17 protein-coding genes and 1 tRNA gene are annotated in these 19917 nt (G+C 70.9%); 8 read left to right on the top strand and 10 right to left on the bottom strand.

The annotated features are described in order from the left end of the window. Nucleotides 1-137 precede the first annotated feature (137 nt). Nucleotides 138-2192, top strand: a complete 2055-nt coding sequence (locus ABD126_RS14760) for a S9 family peptidase (protein ID WP_343934377.1) — start codon at nt 138-140, stop codon at nt 2190-2192. A 273-nt stretch (nt 2193-2465) separates the two neighbouring features. On the opposite strand, the gene ABD126_RS14755 is transcribed toward ABD126_RS14760, so the two are convergent. The 4 genes from ABD126_RS14755 to ABD126_RS14740 all read right to left on the bottom strand — a co-directional run bounded on the left by ABD126_RS14755 (nt 2466) and on the right by ABD126_RS14740 (nt 6202). Continuing rightward, nucleotides 2466-3302: a spermidine synthase gene (locus tag ABD126_RS14755; protein ID WP_343934376.1), complete on the bottom strand. Its 837-nt coding sequence runs from the start codon at nt 3300-3302 to the stop codon at nt 2466-2468. Continuing rightward, nucleotides 3299-3712 carry an adenosylmethionine decarboxylase gene (gene speD, locus ABD126_RS14750; RefSeq protein WP_343934375.1) on the bottom strand — a complete coding sequence of 138 codons (414 nt, stop codon included), beginning with the start codon at nt 3710-3712 and terminating at the stop codon, nt 3299-3301. The genes ABD126_RS14755 and speD overlap by 4 nt, the downstream gene beginning before the upstream one ends. Nucleotides 3713-3770: 58 nt before the next feature. After that, a complete protein-coding gene (locus tag ABD126_RS14745; RefSeq protein ID WP_425542810.1) occupies nt 3771-4958 on the bottom strand; it encodes a type III PLP-dependent enzyme in 1188 nt (395 codons plus the stop codon). A 74-nt stretch (nt 4959-5032) separates the two neighbouring features. Then, nucleotides 5033-6202 (bottom strand): metallophosphoesterase, encoded by a 1170-nt coding sequence (locus ABD126_RS14740; RefSeq protein ID WP_343934373.1) that lies wholly within the window; start codon nt 6200-6202, stop codon nt 5033-5035. A gap of 115 nt (nt 6203-6317) precedes the next feature. On the opposite strand from ABD126_RS14740, the gene ABD126_RS14735 reads away from it, so the two are divergent. From ABD126_RS14735 to pabB, 3 genes are all read left to right on the top strand, one after another. Continuing rightward, nucleotides 6318-6821, top strand: a complete 504-nt coding sequence (locus ABD126_RS14735; protein ID WP_343934372.1) for a SigE family RNA polymerase sigma factor — start codon at nt 6318-6320, stop codon at nt 6819-6821. Further along, nucleotides 6818-7762: a hypothetical protein gene (locus tag ABD126_RS14730; protein WP_343934371.1), complete on the top strand. Its 945-nt coding sequence runs from the start codon at nt 6818-6820 to the stop codon at nt 7760-7762. Before ABD126_RS14735 ends, ABD126_RS14730 begins: the two co-directional genes overlap by 4 nt. Nucleotides 7763-7852: 90 nt before the next feature. Further along, nucleotides 7853-9874: an aminodeoxychorismate synthase component I gene (gene pabB / locus ABD126_RS14725; RefSeq protein ID WP_343934370.1), complete on the top strand. Its 2022-nt coding sequence runs from the start codon at nt 7853-7855 to the stop codon at nt 9872-9874. A gap of 59 nt (nt 9875-9933) precedes the next feature. Here pabB and ABD126_RS14720 read toward each other — a convergent pair whose 3' ends face one another. Continuing rightward, on the bottom strand, nt 9934-10275 hold the full coding sequence (locus tag ABD126_RS14720; RefSeq protein WP_309114549.1) for a histone-like nucleoid-structuring protein Lsr2: 342 nt from the start codon (nt 10273-10275) through the stop codon (nt 9934-9936). Nucleotides 10276-10551: 276 nt separating this feature from the next. On the opposite strand from ABD126_RS14720, the gene ABD126_RS14715 reads away from it, so the two are divergent. Beyond that, nucleotides 10552-10833 carry a metal-sensitive transcriptional regulator gene (locus tag ABD126_RS14715; RefSeq protein WP_343934369.1) on the top strand — a complete coding sequence of 94 codons (282 nt, stop codon included), beginning with the start codon at nt 10552-10554 and terminating at the stop codon, nt 10831-10833. Nucleotides 10834-10883: 50 nt separating this feature from the next. Then, nucleotides 10884-10957: transfer RNA gene (locus tag ABD126_RS14710), tRNA-Leu, on the top strand. Between the two features lie 432 nt (nt 10958-11389). Here the strand turns inward: ABD126_RS14710 and ABD126_RS14705 are convergent. Both ABD126_RS14705 and ABD126_RS14700 read right to left on the bottom strand, forming a co-directional pair. Then, entirely contained in the window at nt 11390-12148 is a 759-nt protein-coding gene (locus ABD126_RS14705) for an ABC transporter permease (protein WP_343934368.1), read from the bottom strand. Then, nucleotides 12145-13068 carry an ATP-binding cassette domain-containing protein gene (locus tag ABD126_RS14700; RefSeq protein ID WP_343934367.1) on the bottom strand — a complete coding sequence of 308 codons (924 nt, stop codon included), beginning with the start codon at nt 13066-13068 and terminating at the stop codon, nt 12145-12147. Before ABD126_RS14700 ends, ABD126_RS14705 begins: the two co-directional genes overlap by 4 nt. Nucleotides 13069-13151: 83 nt before the next feature. Here ABD126_RS14700 and ABD126_RS14695 point away from each other — a divergent pair, with 83 nt between their 5' ends. Beyond that, complete coding sequence (locus ABD126_RS14695; protein ID WP_343934366.1) at nt 13152-13913, top strand: TetR/AcrR family transcriptional regulator; 762 nt, start codon at nt 13152-13154, stop codon at nt 13911-13913. Here the strand turns inward: ABD126_RS14695 and ABD126_RS14690 are convergent. Further along, nucleotides 13886-14302: a PRC-barrel domain containing protein gene (locus ABD126_RS14690; RefSeq protein WP_343934365.1), complete on the bottom strand. Its 417-nt coding sequence runs from the start codon at nt 14300-14302 to the stop codon at nt 13886-13888. The two genes, ABD126_RS14695 and ABD126_RS14690, sit on opposite strands and share 28 nt — an antisense overlap. Before the next feature lie 97 nt (nt 14303-14399). Here ABD126_RS14690 and ABD126_RS14685 point away from each other — a divergent pair, with 97 nt between their 5' ends. Further along, entirely contained in the window at nt 14400-14825 is a 426-nt protein-coding gene (locus tag ABD126_RS14685) for a PPOX class F420-dependent oxidoreductase (protein WP_343934364.1), read from the top strand. A gap of 3 nt (nt 14826-14828) precedes the next feature. Here the strand turns inward: ABD126_RS14685 and ABD126_RS14680 are convergent, their stop codons facing one another. Further along, nucleotides 14829-17420, bottom strand: a complete 2592-nt coding sequence (locus ABD126_RS14680) for a hypothetical protein (protein WP_343934363.1) — start codon at nt 17418-17420, stop codon at nt 14829-14831. Nucleotides 17421-17593: 173 nt separating this feature from the next. Beyond that, a complete protein-coding gene (locus ABD126_RS14675; RefSeq protein WP_343934362.1) occupies nt 17594-19732 on the bottom strand; it encodes an ATP-binding protein in 2139 nt (712 codons plus the stop codon). Nucleotides 19733-19917 lie beyond the last annotated feature (185 nt).

Raw genomic sequence — 19917 nt, 5'->3', positions numbered from 1 at the left:
CCGAGGACGAGCAATCGGCCACCACCGGGGCCGCCGTCGGCCGAGGACGAGCAATCGGCCACCACCCGGGGCCGCCGCCGGCCACACCAGTCGCATGGCCCGCAGACCAGCGGTCCGGGCCGGAATAGGGTGTCCCCGTGGGCAACGAGACCTCCTTCCCGCGCCAGCAAGCGCGCACCCAGCGGTTCACCCTTGGCGCTCCGCGGAACTTCACCGTCGCACCCGACGGCGACCGCGTGTACTTCCTGCGCACCGCCGCGGCCACGAGCCGCGCGAACGGCCTGTGGGCGTTCGACCCCGCCACCGGGACCGAGCGGCTGCTGGCGGACCCGAACGACCTCCTGACCGACCCCGAGGACCTGTCGCCGGAGGAACGCGCGCGCCGCGAGCGCAGCCGCGAGCAGGCGGCGGGCATCGTGGCCTACGCGACCGACGCGGACTTCCGGCAGGCGGTGTTCGCCCTGTCCGGCCGCCTGTTCGTGGTCGAACTGGCGACCGGCGCGGTGCGCGAGCTGCCCGTGCCGGGCAGCGTCCTGGACCCGCGCCTGGACCCGACCGGCCGCCGCGTCGGCTACGTCACCGGCGGCGCGCTGCACGTCGTGGACCTGGAGACGGGCGAGGACCGCGTGCTCGCCTCGCCGGAGCACCCCGACGTGACGTGGGGCCTGGCGGAGTTCGTGGCGGCGGAGGAGATGGGCCGCTACCGCGGCTACTGGTTCTCCCCGGACGGCGAGCACGTCCTGGTGGCCCGCGCCGACAACTCCCCGGTGACCCGCTGGCACATCGCCGACCCGGCCAACCCGGCGACCCCGGCCGCCGAGATCGCCTACCCGGCGGCCGGCACGCCCAACGCCGTCGTGGAGGTCTTCATCCTGGGGCTGGACGGCACCCGGACGCCGGTCACCTGGGACAACGAAACGTTCCCGTACCTGAACACGGCGAGCTGGTCCGCGAACGGCCGCCCGCTGCTCCAGGTGCAGACCCGGGACCAGCGGCGCGTCCAGGTGCTCGCGGTGGGCGCGGACGGCGTCGAGGTCGTGGCGGACGACACCGACCCGGTGTGGCTGGAGATCGTGCCCGGCGCGCCGGCGTGGACCCCGGACGGCAAGCTCGTGCGGGTGCTGCCCGTGGACGGCGCGAACCGCCTGGTGGTCGACGGCACCCCGTGGACCCCGGACGGCTTCCAGGTCCGCTCGGTCGTGGAGGTGGGCGAGGACGTCCTGGTCACGGCGTCCACCGACGACCCGACCCAGGTCCACGTGTACCGGGTGACGGCGGACGAGGTGGTCGCGCTGACCACCGAACCGGGCGTGCACGCGGCGGCCCGTGGCGGTGACACCTTGGTGCTGTCGTGGAGCGGGCTGGACCACTTCGGGGCGAAGGTGTCGGTCGGCGCGCACGAGATCGCTTCGCACGCCGAGACGCCGGTTCTGACGCCGGATGTGCGGTTGTTGACGGTGGGCGAGCGCGGTCTGCGGGCGGCTTTGCTGTTCCCGCGCGATCACGTGAAGGGGACCAGGCTCCCGGTGTTGCTGGATCCGTACGGCGGTCCGCACGCCCAGCGGGTGCTGTCCGCGCGGAACGCTTACCTGGCCTCGCAGTGGCTGGCGGACCAGGGGTTCGCGGTGCTGGTGGTGGACGGCCGGGGGACGCCGGGTCGTGGGCCGGAGTGGGAGCGCTCGATCGCGTTCGACTTCGCCGGTGCGACGTTGGAAGACCAGGTGGACGCGTTGCAGGCCGTTGCGGCGCGGGGAGAGGACCTGGACCTGTCGCGGGTGGGCATCCGGGGTTGGTCGTACGGCGGGTACCTGTCGGCTCTGGCGGTGCTGAGGCGGCCGGACGTGTTCCACGCGGGTATCGCCGGTGCGCCGGTGACCGATTGGCGGCTGTACGACACCCATTACACCGAGCGGTACCTGGGCCACCCGGACGAGAAGCCCGAGGTGTACGACGCCAACTCGTTGATCGACGACGCTCCGAAGTTGGAGCGGCCGTTGATGATCGTGCACGGGTTGGCCGATGACAACGTGGTTGCGGCTCATACGTTGCGGTTGTCTTCGGCGTTGTTGGCGGCTGGTCGGCCGCACACCGTCTTGCCGTTGTCCGGCGTGACGCACATGACGCCGCAGGAGCAGGTGGCCGAGAACCTGTTGTTGTTGCAGGTCGACTTCCTGAAGAAGTCGCTGGGCTGAGGCATTCGCGCTGGAGCGCTGCGTGCTCTCAAGATCAAAAGCGAAAGATCAAAAGAGGCGCTCGCCGCGCGGCAGGCCCCCGGGGGTGGAAGGGCGTCGGTTCGTTCCCCGTACGGCCTGCCGGAGGCAACCACGCTTTGGTCTTCTGCGCAACCGGTGAAGCGTGGTTGCACAGAAGACCAAAGCGTGGTTGGGCTTCGCCCAGGCCGTACGGGGAACGAACCGAGGCCCTTCCTTGGGCTGGTCAGCCCGAGGAAGGGCCTCGGTTGGCTGTCAGGCGTTGCGGACCTGGTACGGGGGGATCGAGTTGCCCAGCAGGGCCAGGTCGTCGATCGTCTCCGGCTGGTAGCCGCATTCCTTGAGGCGTTCGGTCATCAGCGCGGTCGGGTCGGTGACCTCGTCCGCGCGGCCGAACAGGTAGGCCCACTCGTGCTCGTCGGAGCCGTAGTACGCCACCGTCGCGAACACCTCGTTGAAGCGCTGCCACATGCGCTTCAGGGTCGTGTTGCGCCACATCGTCTGGCAGCCGGCCTGGGAGACCACCACGCCGCCCGGGGTGAGGAGGGCCTTGCACATGGCCAGGAACTCCTCGCCGTACAGGCGGTTGTGCTGGGCCTCCTCCTCGCGCTCGTCCGGCAGGTCCACCAGGACGATGTCGTAGCGCTCCGACGTCGTCCGGATGTACTCGTAGCCGTCGATGTACCGCACGCGGACCGGGCCTTCACCACGTTCCGCCGCCGCCAGCTCCTCCAGCGTGTAGCCGTAGGGCAGGTGCTCGGCGCACAGCTTCACGGCCTCTTCGTCGATGTCGATGTGGTCGACCACCGACGCGCCCGCGGCCACCGCCATCTGGCACACCACGCCCTCGCTGGACCCGATCACCAGCACGCGGTCCACGCGGTCCGCGAGCAGGAGCGCCGGGACCATCAGCGCCTCGTGGTAGGTCAGCTGGCTGAACTCGGTGCTCTGCCGGTCGTCGTCGCAGAACAGCGACAACCCCTGGGCGGTGCGGGCGATGACCAGGTGCTGGAACTTCGTCTGGGTGTCGACGACTACCTCGTCGACGTCCCAGACCCTGGTCAGACCGGCCGCGAGCGGTTCGCGGATCAAGACGCCTTCTCCTCACCGACGAGCGCGGGGACCTGGGTGCCCCGGCTGATCATGTCCGTGCGTGCGGAGCGGGCACCCAGCGCCTCGGCCAGGAGCTGCACCGCGAGCGCGGGCTTGGCCCGTGTGCCGCAGGTGAACACGTCCACGAACACCGCTCCGACTTCCGGATAGGTGTGGATGGACGCGTGCGACTCCGACAGCAGGGCCAGCACGGTGACCCCCTGCGGCTCGAACTGCTTGGAGACCACCTCCAACACCGTGGCATCAGCCTGGGTGAGCGCCTCGCCGAGGGCGTGTCGCAGGAACTGCTCGTCGTCGAGCAGCTCCGGGCTCACACCGTCCAACTCGGCCAGCACGTGCTGTCCTGCGAACAAGCCAACCGGCTCGGATTCGCACGGGAGTCCGGACATCAATCACTCCAAACATCTTCAGGAGGGGGGTAAAGCTTCGAACAAACCGTGAGCGCGCTCACCGCACGCAGTACGTGGCCAACGGCTCGAAGCCGTTGAACGCCACCGAGGAGTAGCTCGCCGTGTAGGCGCCGGCGCACAGCAGGTCGACGTGGTCGCCCGCCCGCAGTTCCAGGGGTAGCTCGTAGCAGGTGTTCTGGTACAGGACGTCGTCCGCGTCACACGTCGGACCGGCGATCACCACGGGGCCGCGTGGCCCCTCATCCAGGGAAACACCCTCGCGGCTGGTTCGCAACGGGTAGGCGATCGCTTCGCCCTCCGTCTCCGCCAGACCGCCGTAGCGCCCGATGTCCAGGAACACCCAGCGTCGTTCGTCCGAATAGGACTTGTGCGACACCAGCACCACTTCGGAGCGCAGCACACCGGACTCGGCGACCACCGCGCGACCGGGCTCGATCATCACCTTCGGCACGACCTCGCCGAAGTGGCGGGTCAGGGAGGACCTGATGCCGGCGGCGTAGTCGGCCAGCGCGGGCAACGGGTCCAGGTAGCCCGCGGGCAGGCCGCCGCCCAGGTTCACCGTGCTCAGCTCGACGCCCTCGGCCCGCAGCTTCGCGGTGATCTCGGCGGCGTCGGCGATCGCGCCGTCCCAGCCGTCGGTGGCCAGCTGCTGCGACCCCGCGTGGAACGCCACGCCCAGCGGCGCCAGGCCCAGTTCCCCGGCCAGGCGCAGGAGATCCGTCGCCATCTCGGGCGAACAGCCGAACTTCTTCCCGAACGGGTACGTCGAACCCCGGCTGTCCACCTGGATGCGCAGCATCACCTGCGAGCCGGGGGCGTGCTCGGCCAGCGCCCGCACGTCCTGCTCGCTGTCGGAGACGAAGATCCGCACGCCGCGCGAGTACGCGTAGGCGATGTCCCGGGCCTTCTTGATGGGGTTGCTGTAGGAGATCGTCGCCGGCGCGGCCCCGCGGGCCAGGCACAGGTCGATCTCGTTCGGGCTGGCCACGTCGAAGCTGCACCCCTGCGCGGCGAGCAGCTCGACCACCTCGGGCGTCGGGTTCGCCTTGACGGCGTAGAAGACGCCCACCCCGGGCAGGGCGTCGCGGATCGCGGTGAAGCGGTCGCGCACCGTGGGGAGGTCGATGACCAGGCAGGGCGTGCCGGGTTGCTCATGGTCCAGGAAACGACGAATACGAGCTGTTGCCTCGTGATCAAGCCGTTGGCCGGCAAAGCTCGTCTTCATCTCGCTAGGGGTCCCCCTCCGCAACCGCATGTTGGCACGGCCGTCCACTCTAAGCGGTTTCGGTGAAGATCGCCCTATCGGGACGCGAAGTTGTGATGCAGCTCCACCAACGAGATGTCCGGCGGAGCGCCCACGCGGACCGGCGGACCCCAGAAACCGGCGCCGTTGGTGGTGTAGACCTGCACCCCGTCCACGACGTCCAGACCACTGCGGACGGGCTGCTGGAGGCCCACGGCGAGGTGGAACGGGAACATCTGTCCGCCGTGCGTGTGGCCGGAGAGCTGGAGGTCCACGCCGTGCTTGGCGGCTTCGTGCGCCTGCACCGGCTGGTGCGCCAGGAGGACCACGGGGTTGGCGGGGTCGCGCCCGTCCAGCGCCCGCGCGAAGTCCGGGCCGTCCTGGAAGCTCGCGCCGGTCACGTCGTTCACCCCGGCCAGCTCGAACGACGCGCCCGCCCGCTCGACGCGCACCCGCTCGTTGCGCAGGGGGTGCACGCCCAACCGGTCCAGCTCGGCCAGCCACGGTTCGAAACCGGAGTAGTACTCGTGGTTGCCGGTGACGAAGTAAGCGCCGTGCGTGCTCACGAGGTCACGCAGCGGCGCCGCCGCCTCGCCGAGCTGCTCGACGGTGCCGTCCACCAGGTCGCCGACGATGGCCACCAGGTCCGGCTGCCGCTCGTTGATCATGCGCACGATCCGCTCGGTGTGGGCGCGGCCGAGCAGCGGGCCGAGGTGGATGTCGCTGACGACGGCGATGCGGTACCCCGAAAGCCGCCGGTCCAACTTCGTCAGGTGCACCGGGATCGTCTTGACGCGCGGGTCGCCCAGGGCCTGGGTCGCGCCGTAGCCGACGATGCCGGCCGTCGCGACTCCGCCGGCGACGGCGAGTGACCGGGCGATGAACAACCGGCGATCGGGGTCGGCCGGGTCGGGCGGGTCCGCGGGGCCCGCGCCGACCGCGGCGGGGACCCTGCGGCGGGTGCGGTTGAGGACCAGGCGCGGGATCTCCAGGACGCCGAACACCACGGACAGGTAGAACACGCACGCCAGCCAGATGTACCCCGGCCACGACAGGACCGGCGTCTCGACCACCAGCCCGGCGAGCATCAGGACGAACAGGCCCGCGATCGCGGCGGTCCCGATCCGCCGGGCCCGACCGGGCCGGGTCGTGACCCGGACGGCCCGCCGCCACACGTAGTAGTGGGCGGACCCGATCACGACCGTGAACAGCAACAAGAACAACAACGCCCGGCCTCCCGAAGTCTCCGCCGACCAGTCTCCACGAAACCCGTGAACGGCATGCAACCCACCGGGGGCCCGGGAGCGTGACTAACCCGGTACCGCGGGATGGGGAGGACAGATGGGTGATCGGGACACCGCGTTCGCGGAGTACTTCGCGGCGCGGTCCGAGGCCATGCGCGGCACGGCGTACCTGCTGTGCGGCGACTGGCATCGCGCCGAGGACCTGGTTCAAGCCACTTTCACGAAGCTCTACGTCGCGTGGAAGCGGATCAACCGGCACGAGGCACTCGACGCCTACACCAGGCAGACGCTGGTCCGGACGTTCGTGTCCGACCTGCGCCGCGGCTGGTTCCGCAAGGAGCGCGTGAGCGAGACGACGCCGGAGACCGCGAGCGTCGGTCGCGGGTCCGCGGAGGACCGGTTGGTGCTGCTCGCGGCACTGGCGAAGGTCCCGCCGCGGCAGCGCGCCGTCCTCGTCCTCAGGTACTGGGAGGACCTGTCGGTCGAGGAGACCGCCAGGGCACTGCGCTGTTCCGAGGGAACGGTGAAAAGCCAGGCCGCGCGGGGGCTGCAGACGCTGCGCGGCCTGATCACCCCGCAGCAGGGAGAAAAGGTGCGATGAACGAGCACGAGCTGAAGAGCGCGTTGCAGGACGCGATGGTGGCGAGCAGCCCGCCGCCTCCGATGAGCGCCGAGGGCGCGGTGGCGGCCGGTCGGGCGGCCCAGCGGCGGCGCAAGGCCGCGTGGACCGGCGGTGTGGCCGGGGTCGCGGTGGTGGCGATCGCCGTGGGCGCGGTGCTGGTGCCGCAGCTCACCGGCGGCGGCTCGACCCGGGCCGGCGGCCCGCCGCTGACCACCGGGGCGCCGCCGAGCGCGACGGCCGACCCGTCGGCCGGGCCGACGACCGGCGAGGTGACGGCCACGGACAGCGTCGACCCGTCGGCGTCCAAGCCCGAGTGGCCCGACGGGCAGACCGACCGCACGGCCCGCTCCGGCGCGCGCGCCGACAAGTCCGTCCAGGTGCTCAACGACCTGGGCGCGTCGCTGCCGCCGACCTTCCAGGCGGTGGACAAGCAGTCGCTCGTCCCGGAGGGCGATCCGGACACGTCCTGGTACGGCCCGATGCGCTACACCCAGTCGCAGTTCGACGACTACTACGACGGCGGCAAGGAGAGCTGGGAGTACATGGGCACCAGCCCGGTCACCCAGCAGGGCACCTCCGGCGTCGGCAAGGTGTGGGTCCTGGTCCTCACGAAGGGCAACCGGTTCGCCGACGTCCAGTCGCCGTGCGAGGCCAAGCAGGTGGTGTGGACGATCGACACCGGCGACTGCGTGGTGCGGACCGTCGGCGGCAAGCAGGTGGGCCACCTCACCGCGGCGGCCTCCGCCCGGCGGCCCGACCTCGACGAGGCGGCGATCTTCCGCCACGACGACGGCACCCTGGTCGTGATCGGCCAGGCCAAGGAGTTCCGCCGGACCGGCCACCCGGCGCTGAGCGGGCTCCCGTTCACCGCCGACCAGCTCACGACGTTGGTGACCGACGAGAAGTTCCACCTGGACTGAGTCGGGGAAGGACCCGGGGGGCCGGTGTCGTGACCGGCCCCTCAGGGGTACTCCATCCGGGTGTTCGGGCAGGTACCGTTCCGGTCTGTCATGCGGACGCTGCTCATCGACAACTACGACTCGTTCACCTTCAACCTGTTCCAGTACCTGGCTCGGGTGAACGGGCGGGAGCCGGTCGTCATCACCAACGACGACCCGGGCTTCCGGCTGTCCGACCTGCGCCGGTTCGACAACGTGGTGATCTCACCCGGTCCCGGGCGTCCGCAGAACCGGGCCGACTTCGGCCTGTGCCGCTCCGTCGTCGAGCACGGCGACCTGCCGCTGCTGGGCGTGTGCCTGGGCCACCAGGGGCTCTGCCTGGCCGAGGGCGCCTCGGTGGGGCTGGTGACGCCCCGGCACGGCGTCGTGGACCAGGTCCGCCACACCGGGGTCGACGTCTTCGCCGGGCTGCCGTCGCCGCTGGACGTGGTCCGCTACCACTCGCTGGCCGTCACCGACCTGCCGCCGTCGCTGGAGCCGATCGCCTGGTCGGCCACCGAGGACGTGCTGATGGGCGTGCGGCACCGGACCCGGCCGATGTGGGGCGTGCAGTTCCACCCCGAGTCCATCTGCACCGAGCACGGCCACGACCTGCTGGCCAACTTCCGCGACCTGACCGGCGGCTTCTCCGCGGCCACGCCCGAACCGCCGCCCGTGGCGGCCCCCGCGCCCGTGACGCGCGAGGTGCTGGTGCGGCGGCTGGACGTCCACCCCGACCCCGAAGCGGTCTTCCAGGCCCTGCACGGCGCCGCCCAGGACGCGTTCTGGCTGGACAGCAGCCTTCCGGGGGAGCGGGGCCGGTTCTCGGTCATGGGGGACGCGAGCGGGCCGCTGGCGCGCGTGGCGACCTACGACGTGTGGACCGGCCGGGTGCGGGTGGGCGAGGAGGAGTTCGCCGGGCCGTTCCTGTCGTGGCTGGAGGCCGATCTCGCGGCGTGGCGGGTCGCGCAGCCCGAAGTGCCGTTCGACTTCGCCCTGGGCTGGGTCGGTTACCTCGGCTACGAGCTGAAGGCCGAATGCGGTGGTGAAGCGGCCCACCGTTCGGAGCAGCCGGATGCGGCGTTCGTGTTCGCCGACCGGGCCGTCGTGTTCGACCACGTCGAGCGCCACGTGTACCTGCTGACGCTGTCCGACGACGGGTGGCTGGAAAGCACGACGGCGTTGCTGACCGGTTTCACCGCGCCCACCGCGCCCGCGCCGGCGAAGGCCCGCGCGGAATCCGTCCAGCTCAGGCACAACCGGGCGCACTACCTGAAGCTGGTCGACGCCTGCCAGGAGGCCATCACGGCGGGCGAGACCTACGAGGTGTGCCTGACGAACATGGTGACCTGGCGGGGCGCGGTGGACCCGTGGGACGCCTACCGGTTCCTGCGCGCGGAAAGCCCCGCCCCGTTCGGGGCGTTGCTCCGTTTCGGTGCGCTCTCCGTGCTCAGCACTTCACCCGAGCGGTTCATCCGGGTCGACCGCCGGGGTGTCGTGGAATCCGAACCAATCAAGGGCACCCGGCCGCGCGGCGCGACGCCCGCCCGGGACGAAGCTTTGCGCACAGCCTTGGCGACCAGCCCGAAGGACCGCGCCGAGAACCTGATGATCGTGGACTTGGTGCGCAATGATCTGGGCCATTGCGCGGAAGTCGGCAGCGTCGAGGTGCCCCGGATCTTCGCGGTGGAGACCTACGCGACGGTGCACCAGCTCGTGAGCACCGTTCGGGCGACACTTCGGCCGGGCAGTTCGGCGGTCGCGGCGGTTAGGGCGGCGTTCCCCGGCGGGTCCATGACGGGTGCGCCCAAGATCCGGACAATGCAGATCATCGACGGGCTGGAAGCAGGCCCGAGGGGTGTCTACTCGGGTGCGCTGGGTTACTTCTCACTGACCGGAACGGCCGACTTCAGCATCGTCATCAGGACGCTGGTGGTGGACCGGGACAAGGTGAGTTTCGGGGTGGGCGGGGCGGTCATCGCCCTGTCCGACCCGGCGGAGGAATTCGAGGAGACGGCGGTGAAGGCGACCGCGCTCCTGCGCCTGCTGGACACGGCCTTTCCGGGCCGCGCGAATCGCTCAGCGGTGCCCTGACCTGGGTCTTCCCCCGCGGTCGGCCCGGGGCGCGACCGCGGGGGAAACGACACCCGGGTTCAGGACGCGTGCGCTTCCTGGAACTGCACGACCAGGCCCTGGGGAATCCGGCCGCGGTCCGAGATCTGGTGGCCCTGCGCCCGCGCCCAGTCCCGAATGGCCTGGGCCTGGGCCTTGTCACCAGCCTTTACCGTGCTCTTGCCGCTGCCCTTGCGCTGCTTGCGGCCACCCGCGCGGCGCGCCTTGGCGACGAAGTCGGCCAGGGAGTCGCGGAGCTTGTCCGCATTCTCCTTGGACAGGTCGATGGAGTACTCCACACCGTCCAGCGCGAAGGTCACGGTCTCGGCGGCTTCGCTGCCGTCGAGGTCGTCGATGAGTTGGACGACGGTCTGCTGTGCCACTGTTCCTCCGTGTGTGCTCGCATAGCGCGTGATGCCGTCGACTCCTATCTGCGCCACACGCTTCGATCGACACCATAGTGCACGGAAGGAATATCGCCTAACCTTTCGTCCCGAAAATGTGACTGATGCCCCCGGACGGGTCATTTCGGCCCGTTAACCGCCACCCCCGAAATGTGAGGACACCCTTCGGGGCTCCGCGTGGTGCCCGTCACACCCGGTCGAGTGGCCTATCCTGGGGTGCAGGGGTACCCGCCCAGGGTAGGGAGGCCGGGAGCGATGCACGGTTACACAGCGGACAAGGACGCCTTCCTCAAGCGCCTGCGCCGCATCGAGGGCCAGGTCCGCGGTCTCCAGCGGATGGTGGAGAACGACGAGTACTGCATCGACGTGCTCACCCAGATCTCGGCGGCGACCAAGGCCCTCCAGGCGGTCTCCCTGGGCCTGCTGGACGAGCACCTGAAGCACTGCGTGGCCCAGGCGGTGGCCGAGGGCGGCGACGTGGCCGAAGAGAAACTCGCCGAGGCGACCGCGGCCATCACCCGCCTGGTCCGATCGTGAACCCTGCGGTCAACCCGCGGGACCTGATCGAGTAGAGTGCACAGGCGTCAGCCCCCGTAGCCCAATCGGCAGAGGCAGCGGACTCAAAATCCGTCCAGTGTGCGTTCGAGTCGCACCGGGGGCACTCCTCCTCCACACCACCGCCGCCGTGCTCCCGCCGGCGCTTGGTCGGCGCGTCCACTTCGGAGACCCGCGTTGTTCGACATCGACGAGTTGCGCGTGCTCCAGAAGGGGTTGGTGGAACTGCGGTTCCTCGCCTCGGACGTCGACTGGGCCGGGCAGGGCAGCCCGTTGCTCGGCGGGACGCTGTCGTGAACCGGATGCGGCCGTTCGGCGCGACCGAACACGAAGTCCAGCAGTTGGTGGACGAACTCGACGCCGGCCTGGAGTAGCGCATATCGCCCGTGTATCGGGAAAGAGCACGCGATCCCGCAACACCGCGCACTGCCGTGGCGACAAATGGCCCCGTTGCCGATGGTCGAGGCCTTGCTCAACGACGGGCGGCCGAAGCGCTCCTCGTTCTACCCGCAGGTCGGGCACTGAACGTCCACATCGCTCAGTCCGCGGTCCGCCGGCGGTAGAGCAGCGTCGCCAGCAGGAACGAGCCGACGAGCAGGCCGCACGACCACGCCAGCGCGAGCGTCGCGTTCGACCCGATCGGCGTCCCGGTCAGCAACCCGCGCACGGTCTCGGTGAGCGGCGTGATCGGCTGGTGCTCGCTGATCACCCGCAGGACGCCGGGCATCGTCCCCGGCGGCACGAAAGCGCTGCTGAGGTAGGGCAGGAACAGCATGAAGAAGCTCAACGCGCTGGCCGACTCGACCGACTTCGCGACCACCCCCAGCGCCGCCGCCAGCCACGACAGCGCCAGCACGTAGAGCAGCACCAGCCCGGCGGCGGCCAGCCACTCCACGACGCCCGCGGACGGGCGGAAGCCGAACAGCACGGCCGCCACCACGACGATGGTGGTCGACAGGGCGTTGCGGGTGGCGCTGGCGACCACGTGCCCGGTCAGCAACGCGAAGCTGTTGACCGGCATGGACCGCAGCCGGTCGACCACGCCGTTGGACATGTCGTCGGCGACGGACATCGCGGTCGACGCCGCGCCGTACCCCGTGCACAGCAGGATGATCCCGGGCACGACGTAGTTCACGTAGGCGGTGCCGGTGTTGATCGCGCCGCCGAAGACGAAGACGAACAGCGTCATCATCAGCAGCGGCAACAGGATCGACATGATCAGCGTCTCGACGTTGCGGCGGCTCAGGCGGATGCTGCGGCCGATCAACGTCATCGAGTCGGCGAGGGCGTGGCTCATGCCGGGACTCCTTGCGGCGCGGTGAGGGCGAGGAACACGTCGTCGAGGGTCGGGCGGTGCGACGACACGCGGGTCACGGGGACGCCGGCCGCGCGCAGGTCGTCCAGCAGGCGGTGGAGGTGGGCGGCGGAGCCGTCGGACGGGACGCTGAGCACCAGCCGTTCCGGGTCCGGGAAGCCGTCGAGCCGGGCGGTCGCGGCGCCCAGGTCGGCCGCGGTGGCGAAGGAGAGGTCCACGCGGTCGCCGCCGACCTGGGCCTTGAGCGCGTCGGCCGTGCCCTCGGCCGCGACCTTCCCCCGGTGCAGCACGACGATCCGGTCCGCGAGCCGGTCCGCCTCCTCCAGGTACTGGGTGGTGAGGAAGATCGTCGTGCCGGTGTGGACGAGGTCGCGGATGGCGTCCCACATCGTCGCGCGGCTGGCCGGGTCGAGGCCGGTCGTCGGCTCGTCCAGGAAGATCACCTCGGGGCGGGCGACGAGGCTCATGGCGAGGTCCAGGCGGCGGCGCATGCCGCCCGAGTACGTCCGCACCCGCCGGTCCGCGGCCCCGACCAGGTCGAAGCGCTCCAGCAGCTCGTCGGCCCGGCGCCGCGCGCCGGCCCGGCCCAGGTGCCGCAGCCGGCCGATCACGGCGAGGTTCTCCCGGCCGGTCTGCTCGGCGTCCACCGCCGCGTACTGGCCGGTCAGGCTGATCGCGGCGCGCACCCGCGCCGGTTCGCGCACGACGTCGTGCCCGGCCACGCGGGCCCGGCCGCCGTCGGGGCGCGACAGCGTGGTGAGGACGCGGATGGTCGTCGTCTTGCCCGCGCCGTTGGGCCCGAGCAGGGTGAAGACCGTCCCGGCCGCCACGCGCAGGTCCAACCCGTCCAGGACGACGGTCGGTCCGTACCTCTTCCGCAGGTCAACGGCTTCCACGATCATGGCGACTCCCTTATTGCGTATGTCCTACGCGAAATAGCGTAGCTCATACGCAATTACGGGCGGAAGCCCTAGACTCGACCACGATGACCGAGATGCCCGCCGACATCGCGCTGCTCTGGGGCCTGCGCGAGGCGCCACGCCGAGGACGCCGGCCGACCCTGACGGCGGCGGACGTCACCCGGGCCGCCATCGCCGTGGCCGACGCCGAAGGGCTCGCCGCGGTGTCGATGGCGCGCGTGGCGGCCGAACTCGGCAACTCCACGATGGCGCTCTACCGGTACGTCAAGAGCAAGGACGAGCTGCTCACGCTGATGTCCGACGCGGCGCTGGACGACCCGCCCGAGCTGCCCGCCGACGGCGACTGGCGCTCCGGCATCACGTTGCTGGCCCTGGGCATGCTCGACGTCCTGCGCCGCCACCCGTGGTACGTGCAACTGCCGGTCAGCGGCCCACCGGCGGGCCCGCGCAACCTCCAGTGGTTCGACCGCCTCCTGACCGCCCTGGCCGACACCCCGCTGGACGAGGGCGAGCAGGTCGGCGTGGTGATGGGCCTGCTCACCTTCGTCCACGGCGAGATGCGGCTGCGCACCGAACTGGCGGCGGGCTACCGCGACAACCCGGAGTCCTTCGGCCGCGCCTACGCGGCGGCCCTGCGGCAGGTGGTGGACCCGCGCTCGATGCCGGCGCTGCGGAGGGTCGTCGACGCCGGCGTGTTCGACCTGGACACCCTCTACGACGAGCCCGACCTGGACGCCGAGTTCAAGGCCACCCTCGACCGCTACCTGGACGGCGTGGCCGCGCACCTGGAGCGGCGCGGTCAGAGCATGGGCGGCAACAGCCGGTAGGACTCGGTGTAGTAGTCGCCGGTGCGCCGGCGGTGGTCGTCCGGGTCGGCATCGGGGTCGTACTCGGGCGCGTTCTTGATCTGCTCCTTGGTGCGGTCGACGTAGACCTTGCGCTCCTCGTGGTCCACGCGATGCACCGTCCCGACCGGCAGCACCACCTTGCGCCCGAAGATCCACGGCCCGGTGTCCACCATCAGGCAGTCGGCCGGCACAAGGGCGTTGTCCTCGTCCACCTTGCCGATACCACCGTCGGTGGCCTCGACCTCGTACCCGATCAACCCGGTGTCCGGCCGCGGCTCGCCACTGCCCTCCCTGGTGTCCCGGTCCTCACGCTCGGCCAACCACGTCGGATCACGCCACACGAAGGGGACGAACGGAAACGGTTGCATGTCAACCTCCCAGATCGTTACCACCCCTCCGGATTACCCGCGATCAAGGGCCGGAACACTTGCCCTGACACCGGTGTCACCGTCCATGATCAGTCTCATGACGTCTTTCGACCCGCACGCGCTCCTGGCGGAGAGCCGCTTGGGCGTACTGGCCACCCTGAAGTCCGACGGCCGCCCGCAGTTGTCCCCGGTGACCCCGTTCTACGACCGTGCGTCGGGCAAGATCCTGATCTCGACGCGGGAGGGCCTGGCCAAGACCTCGAACCTCCGCCGAGACCCCCGCGCGGCCCTGGAGGTCACCAGCCCGGACGGCTGGTCCTGGGCCACCGCCGAGGGCACGGTCACCCTCACCGGCCCGGGCGCCGACCCGCACGGCCCGGAAGTGGAAGCCCTGGTCGACTACTACCGCTCGGCAGCGGGCGAACACCCGGACTGGACGGAGTACCGCACGGTGATGGTCGCGGACCGCCGGGTCCTGATCACGCTGTCGGTGGACCACGTCTACGGCGCGAAGCTCCGCTGAGGTCTAGCAGCGCGCTGGGTCGGTCGGGAGCATGAGGACGCACGTTGGTGGTTCGGCGGTGTTCTTGACGTCCGGCACGCGCAGGATCGTGATGGGGCGGTGGTCGCCGGTGCGGCCCGCGCGGAAGTCTATTGCCCCGGACGCGCCGTCGTAGCAGTTGCCGCGGGGTGCGTCCGGGGTGGTGGGGCAGGTGAGTTCCAGCAGTTCGTGTGAGATCGCCGCCCGGTTCGGGGTGTGGGGGGTGGGGTGGGTCCGGGCTGACAGGTTCCAGCGGATCGCGTGCAGGAACAGGCCGGCGCTGTCGTAGGCGATGGCCACCCGCTCCCCGATCCACGGCACCTTCTCCTTGTCCAGCAACGAACCCAGCGCACGCCACGCCGGCGGGTCCTCATCGGTGGACTGACGCAGGTCGCGCAAGGCGGAGCACAGGGCCGTCGGGGGCGTGGGCGGCTCGGGAGCGAGGCAGGTTCGGTTGTCCATGACCGCCACGCCGCCCAGCGACACATACAGGATCTCCTTGCCCGCGTAACCCGCCTTGTCGCGCTTGTCCGGCTGCGCCACGAAACGAGCCACGGTGTCACCGCCCAGGATGATCGGGAGGTTGCCGGCGCACTCGGTCAGCACCCGGTCCAGGAAGCCGTCGAAACCGGACTGCCTCCCGGCGTAGAACGCGATCCTGGCCCCGCACAACGGCTTCGCGCTGCTCACCGCGCCATCCCAATACCGGAACGACGACTCACCCACCTGCGCCGCCAGTTCGTCGCGCAACGAAGCCAAGTAGCCGTCACCCGGGATGTCGCGCTGCTGGTACACGTCCACCGGCCGCTGCGAACGGTCGGCGTAAGCCTTCACGACCGCCGCCTGGGCGCGGTTGCCCGGGACGAACTGGAAGTACATCGGCGAACGCGCGGCCACGGTGTCACCGGTCAAAGTGGTGCCGATGACCGGAATCCCGTTGTCGCCCAACGCGGCTATCGCGGTTTCCACGGGGTCCACGGTGCGGCCCATCCCGACCACGCCCATCAGGGACGGATCGGACCTGAACAGCGGGATGAGGAAGTCGTCGGTCACCTCCCGCGCGCGGTTCATCTCGTAGCCGCCGTTGGCGATCAGCACACGCAGCAACGGGCCGTTGTGGTCGCTGGGGACGTTGTCCTGCGACTGGCGCAGCAACAAGCCCGTGAGCTGCTCGGTGGCCGAGTCGGCGGACCCCAGCTCACCCTCCGGGTTGGTCAGCTCGGAGAAGTAGACGATGCTGACCAGCGGACGGTCCGGGTCCACCGCGTGCAGCTCTTCCGCTCGACCGTTCAGCTCGAAGATCGCCCGCTGCGCCGCCCGGAGCCGCTCGTTGTCGCCGAAGACCTGGGCCGCGTTGTCGCTGAAACCCACGCACTCGCCACCCCGCGCGTCCTCGACCCACCGAACGCCGACGCCCGCGCGCGGCGACGGCAGGCAGTCACCGGTCGCCCGGGGCCACAGCCACGACCCGCCGGTGGTGACGGCGACGGCCAAAGCGATCACCATGGCCGGCACGAGGAACGAACGGCGGGCGGGCACGGGAACCGGACGCGGCCGGATCGGTTCCACCGCGGTGTCGTCGTCCGGCGACAGGTCGACCGTGATCACCCGCATGCCGTCCCCCAGCAGGCGCTTGCGGCTCGGCCGGTCGACCCACGCGTCCAAGTCGTCACCGATCCGGTGAACCGGTTGCGCCATGCCGGTTTTCGTCAACCACTGCGGGTGATCGCGCATGGTGGCCACGACGAGCAGTGGCGCGTGCGCGGGGGACTCCTTGCGGACGTCGTTGACCAGGTGCAGCAGCTCACCGCCGGCGTTGTCCTCGGTGACGTTGTTCAGCAGCAGCAACGGGTACGTCGTGCGGCGGAAGCGGCGCAGGCGGGGAGTTCCGGTGCCGTAGGCGGTTCTGAGGTCGTTCAGGAACGCGTGCACGAGGAGTTTCTTGAGTTCCCACAGGCCTTGCTCGTCCTCTTCGTGGTCCCGCTGCGCGGCGAGGCGCTCGGCGAAACCGACGAACCCGGTGGAGTGGCCGGGCAGCGCGAACCGTTGGCGCATCAACCACCGCGGCTCCGCGCCGAACGGCCACACCCCGCGCGACCAGAGCCAGAAGCGCAACGGCCGGTGCCACGCGACGAAGAGCGCGACGAAGAACTGCGCCCACGGCGGAAGCGCCGCCCGCGCCGCCGCACCGGCCTCGGCCCGCGCCGGATCCGGCTCCACCCGCCGCCTGCGCCAAGCCCCGGCGAGACCACCGTCCCGGGTCTGCCGCGTGATGTCGTCCACCAGCCGGAAGTGCGGGAACGCCCGAACCCGCTGGTCTGCGAACCGGTCCTCCGCCAACCGGTCGCGCACCTCCACCAGCAGCGGCAACAGCGGTGGCCGCTGTTTCGCGGAAACCTCGGCAACCGGCGGGTTCTCCGCGTCCACCCTGGCGAACAGGACCTTCGGCGGCTCAGCGTCCGCGAGCCTGCGGGCCAACGCGACGGAGAAGCGTTCGGCCGCCGGCTGCCCGATCAGACAGACCAACGGCAACGCCCGTTCGCCGCGCTGGGGCCGGTCCAGCAAGGCTTTCAGCACGCGCGAGACGCTGTGCAGGCCGCGTAAGGCAGGGGTGGACAAGGTTCTCCCCGTTCGCTTGAGACATCACCGCGAGTATCGCTCCACACGCGGATGTCGTTGCGCAACAGGAACTTTCCATCCGCGCCCGATCGAACGAACTCGCCATTGCCTACGACGTCGTCCTGCTGCGATCAAGGCGCTGGGGGAAGCCCGTCGAGGAGCAGGCGAACCGCCTCCGCCTCCGCGAGGCGACTCTGAGCGCGGTAAAGGCTGTGCGCCTGGTGCAAGACCTCGCGCGCCTCCGCGTGGTCCCCGACCGCGGCCAGGCAACGGCCGAGACCCGCAGTGCTGTCCGCCGCGCCATAGGCGTTGCCCAGCTGCCGGCGCAGCCGGAGGGCCTCCCGGTACAGCGCGACGGCCGTGCGGTGGTCGCCGGAACGGACGTGCGCGTCGGCCAGGCAGTCCAACGACGCCGCTTCGCCGTCCAGGTCCTTCAACTCCCTCGACAGCTCGAGCGACCGGGCGCACAGCTCACGCGCTTGCCCGTGCTCGCCGAGACGGGCCTGGTAGCTGCCGGCGAGGTTGAGCGCCCTGGCCTCCCACACCGGCGTGCCGGCGTCGCGGAACAGCGGCCACGCCAGCATCGCGTGTTCCAGCGCCTTCGCGTAGTCCCCGCGAACCTCCCACGCGTGGGCGAAGTTCTGGTGCGCTCGACCCTCCTCCCGCAGGTCACCCGTGCGCACCGCCAGTTCCAGCGCCCGGGTCAGGTGCCGTGCCGCCTCGTCGTGCGAACCTCGCCGGGACGCGGCGAAACCGAGGTACCGGTGAGCCTTGCCCCGCAGGGCGTCGTCGTCCAGCGCCTCGGCCGCGTCCAGCGCGTCCTGCCACAACGTGAAGTGGTCGTGGACGTGACCGCGCCGCCAGTGGAACGTGTCGAGCGCGTACGCGAGCTGCCAGACCTTGGCGTGCCGGCGGTGGGCGACGGCGACCTTCCCCGCGCTCAGCAGGCAGGCGTGTTCGGCGTCGAGCCAGTCGAGGGCCGCGGTGCGGTCCGGGAAGTCCAAGGGCAGGCAGCCGGCGCTCGGCTCGGTCGTGGGCACCCTCGTCCGCTGGCCGTCGACCCGGACGGACGCGGCGAGCGCGGTGTGCAGGTGGAAGTCCACGAACCGCTCCTGCGCGGCGGTCCGCTCGACCGCGCTGTCGACCCGCTCGGCCTTCTCGCACGCCCACAGGCGGACCAGGTCGTGCATCCGGTAGCGGCGGGGCGCGTGGTTCTCCACCAGGTGCGCCTCGACGAGGTGCCGCAGGAGCCGCCGCCCCTCGGCCTCGGGCACCGCCGCCAGGCTCGCCACGGCGGCGGTCGTCGTGTCCGGCGCCGTCACCTGGCCGAGCAGCCGGAACAACCGCGCCTCGGCGGCGGGCAGCGCGCGGTAGGACCAGTCGAACACCGCGCGGAGGTCGTGCTGCGGCACCCGGCCGTGGAACGCGTCCAACCGTCGCCCGGCGTCGCGCAGCTCGGCCACGAACTCGTCCAGCGGGAAGCGCGGGTACATGCTCGCCCGCGCGGCGACGATGCTCAACGCCAGCGGCAGCCGGCCGCTCAGCTCGACCAGGGCCCGAACCGCGTCCCGCTCGGCCGCGACCCGGTCCGCGCCGAGGTAGCCCACGAGCATCTCGACCGCGGCTCGCGCGGTCAGCACGTCCAGCGACAGCAGCCGCGCGCCGTGCGCACCCGCGAGACCGCTCAACGTGTTGCGGCTGGTCACCAGCACGGTCGACGTGCCGCTGCCGGGCAGCAGCGGCAGCACCTGCTCCTCGTCCACGGCGTTGTCGAGCACGACCAGCACCCGGCGGCCGGCCAGCAGCGTCCGGTACAGCGCGGCCTGCGCGTCGAGGTCGGCGGGGATGGAGGCGGCGGCGACGCCGAGCGCGTCCAGGAAACCCCGCACGGCGACCGCGGGGTCCAGCGGCTTGCCGCCCGGGTCGAACCCGCGCAGGTTGACGTAGAGCTGCCCGTCGGGGAAGCGGGACTGGTTGAGGTGGGCCCAGTGCAGCGCGAGCGACGTCTTCCCGACGCCGCCCATGCCGCCGATCGCCGAGATCGCGACGGTCGTGCCCTGTCGGGCGTCGTCCACGGCTTCCGCGAGCACGGCGAGTTCCGGCTCGCGACCGGCGAACGAGCGCGGAGCGGCGGGCAGTTGGCGGGGCGCGATCGCGTCCGCGGTGGCGGGCACGTGGATGTGGACCCCGCCCGAGATCGTGCCCGCCTGCACCGCGGTGTGCGGGTTGCCCTCGATGTCGTTGCTTGTCGTGGCGGTGTCGTCCGCCATCCGGTGCTCCAGGGGCGTGTTGGACGAATGAGCGGGAGAGTAGTGCTTGCGCTGTCCCGTACTGGCGGGTTCGCGCGAACTCGGCTTCCGGCCGCAGAATTGCGGATTTGTTGGGATCTACGCGGAACGGCGGCGGTTGTGCGACGATCCGTCCGTTGCGCGCCCGTCGACCGAAAGTCCCATCG

Source organism: Saccharothrix mutabilis subsp. mutabilis (assembly GCF_039521145.1).
GTDB lineage: Bacteria > Actinomycetota > Actinomycetes > Mycobacteriales > Pseudonocardiaceae > Actinosynnema > Actinosynnema mutabilis.
Note: the sequence above shows the minus strand (reverse complement) of the source record. Positions and strands in the feature narration are given on the sequence as shown.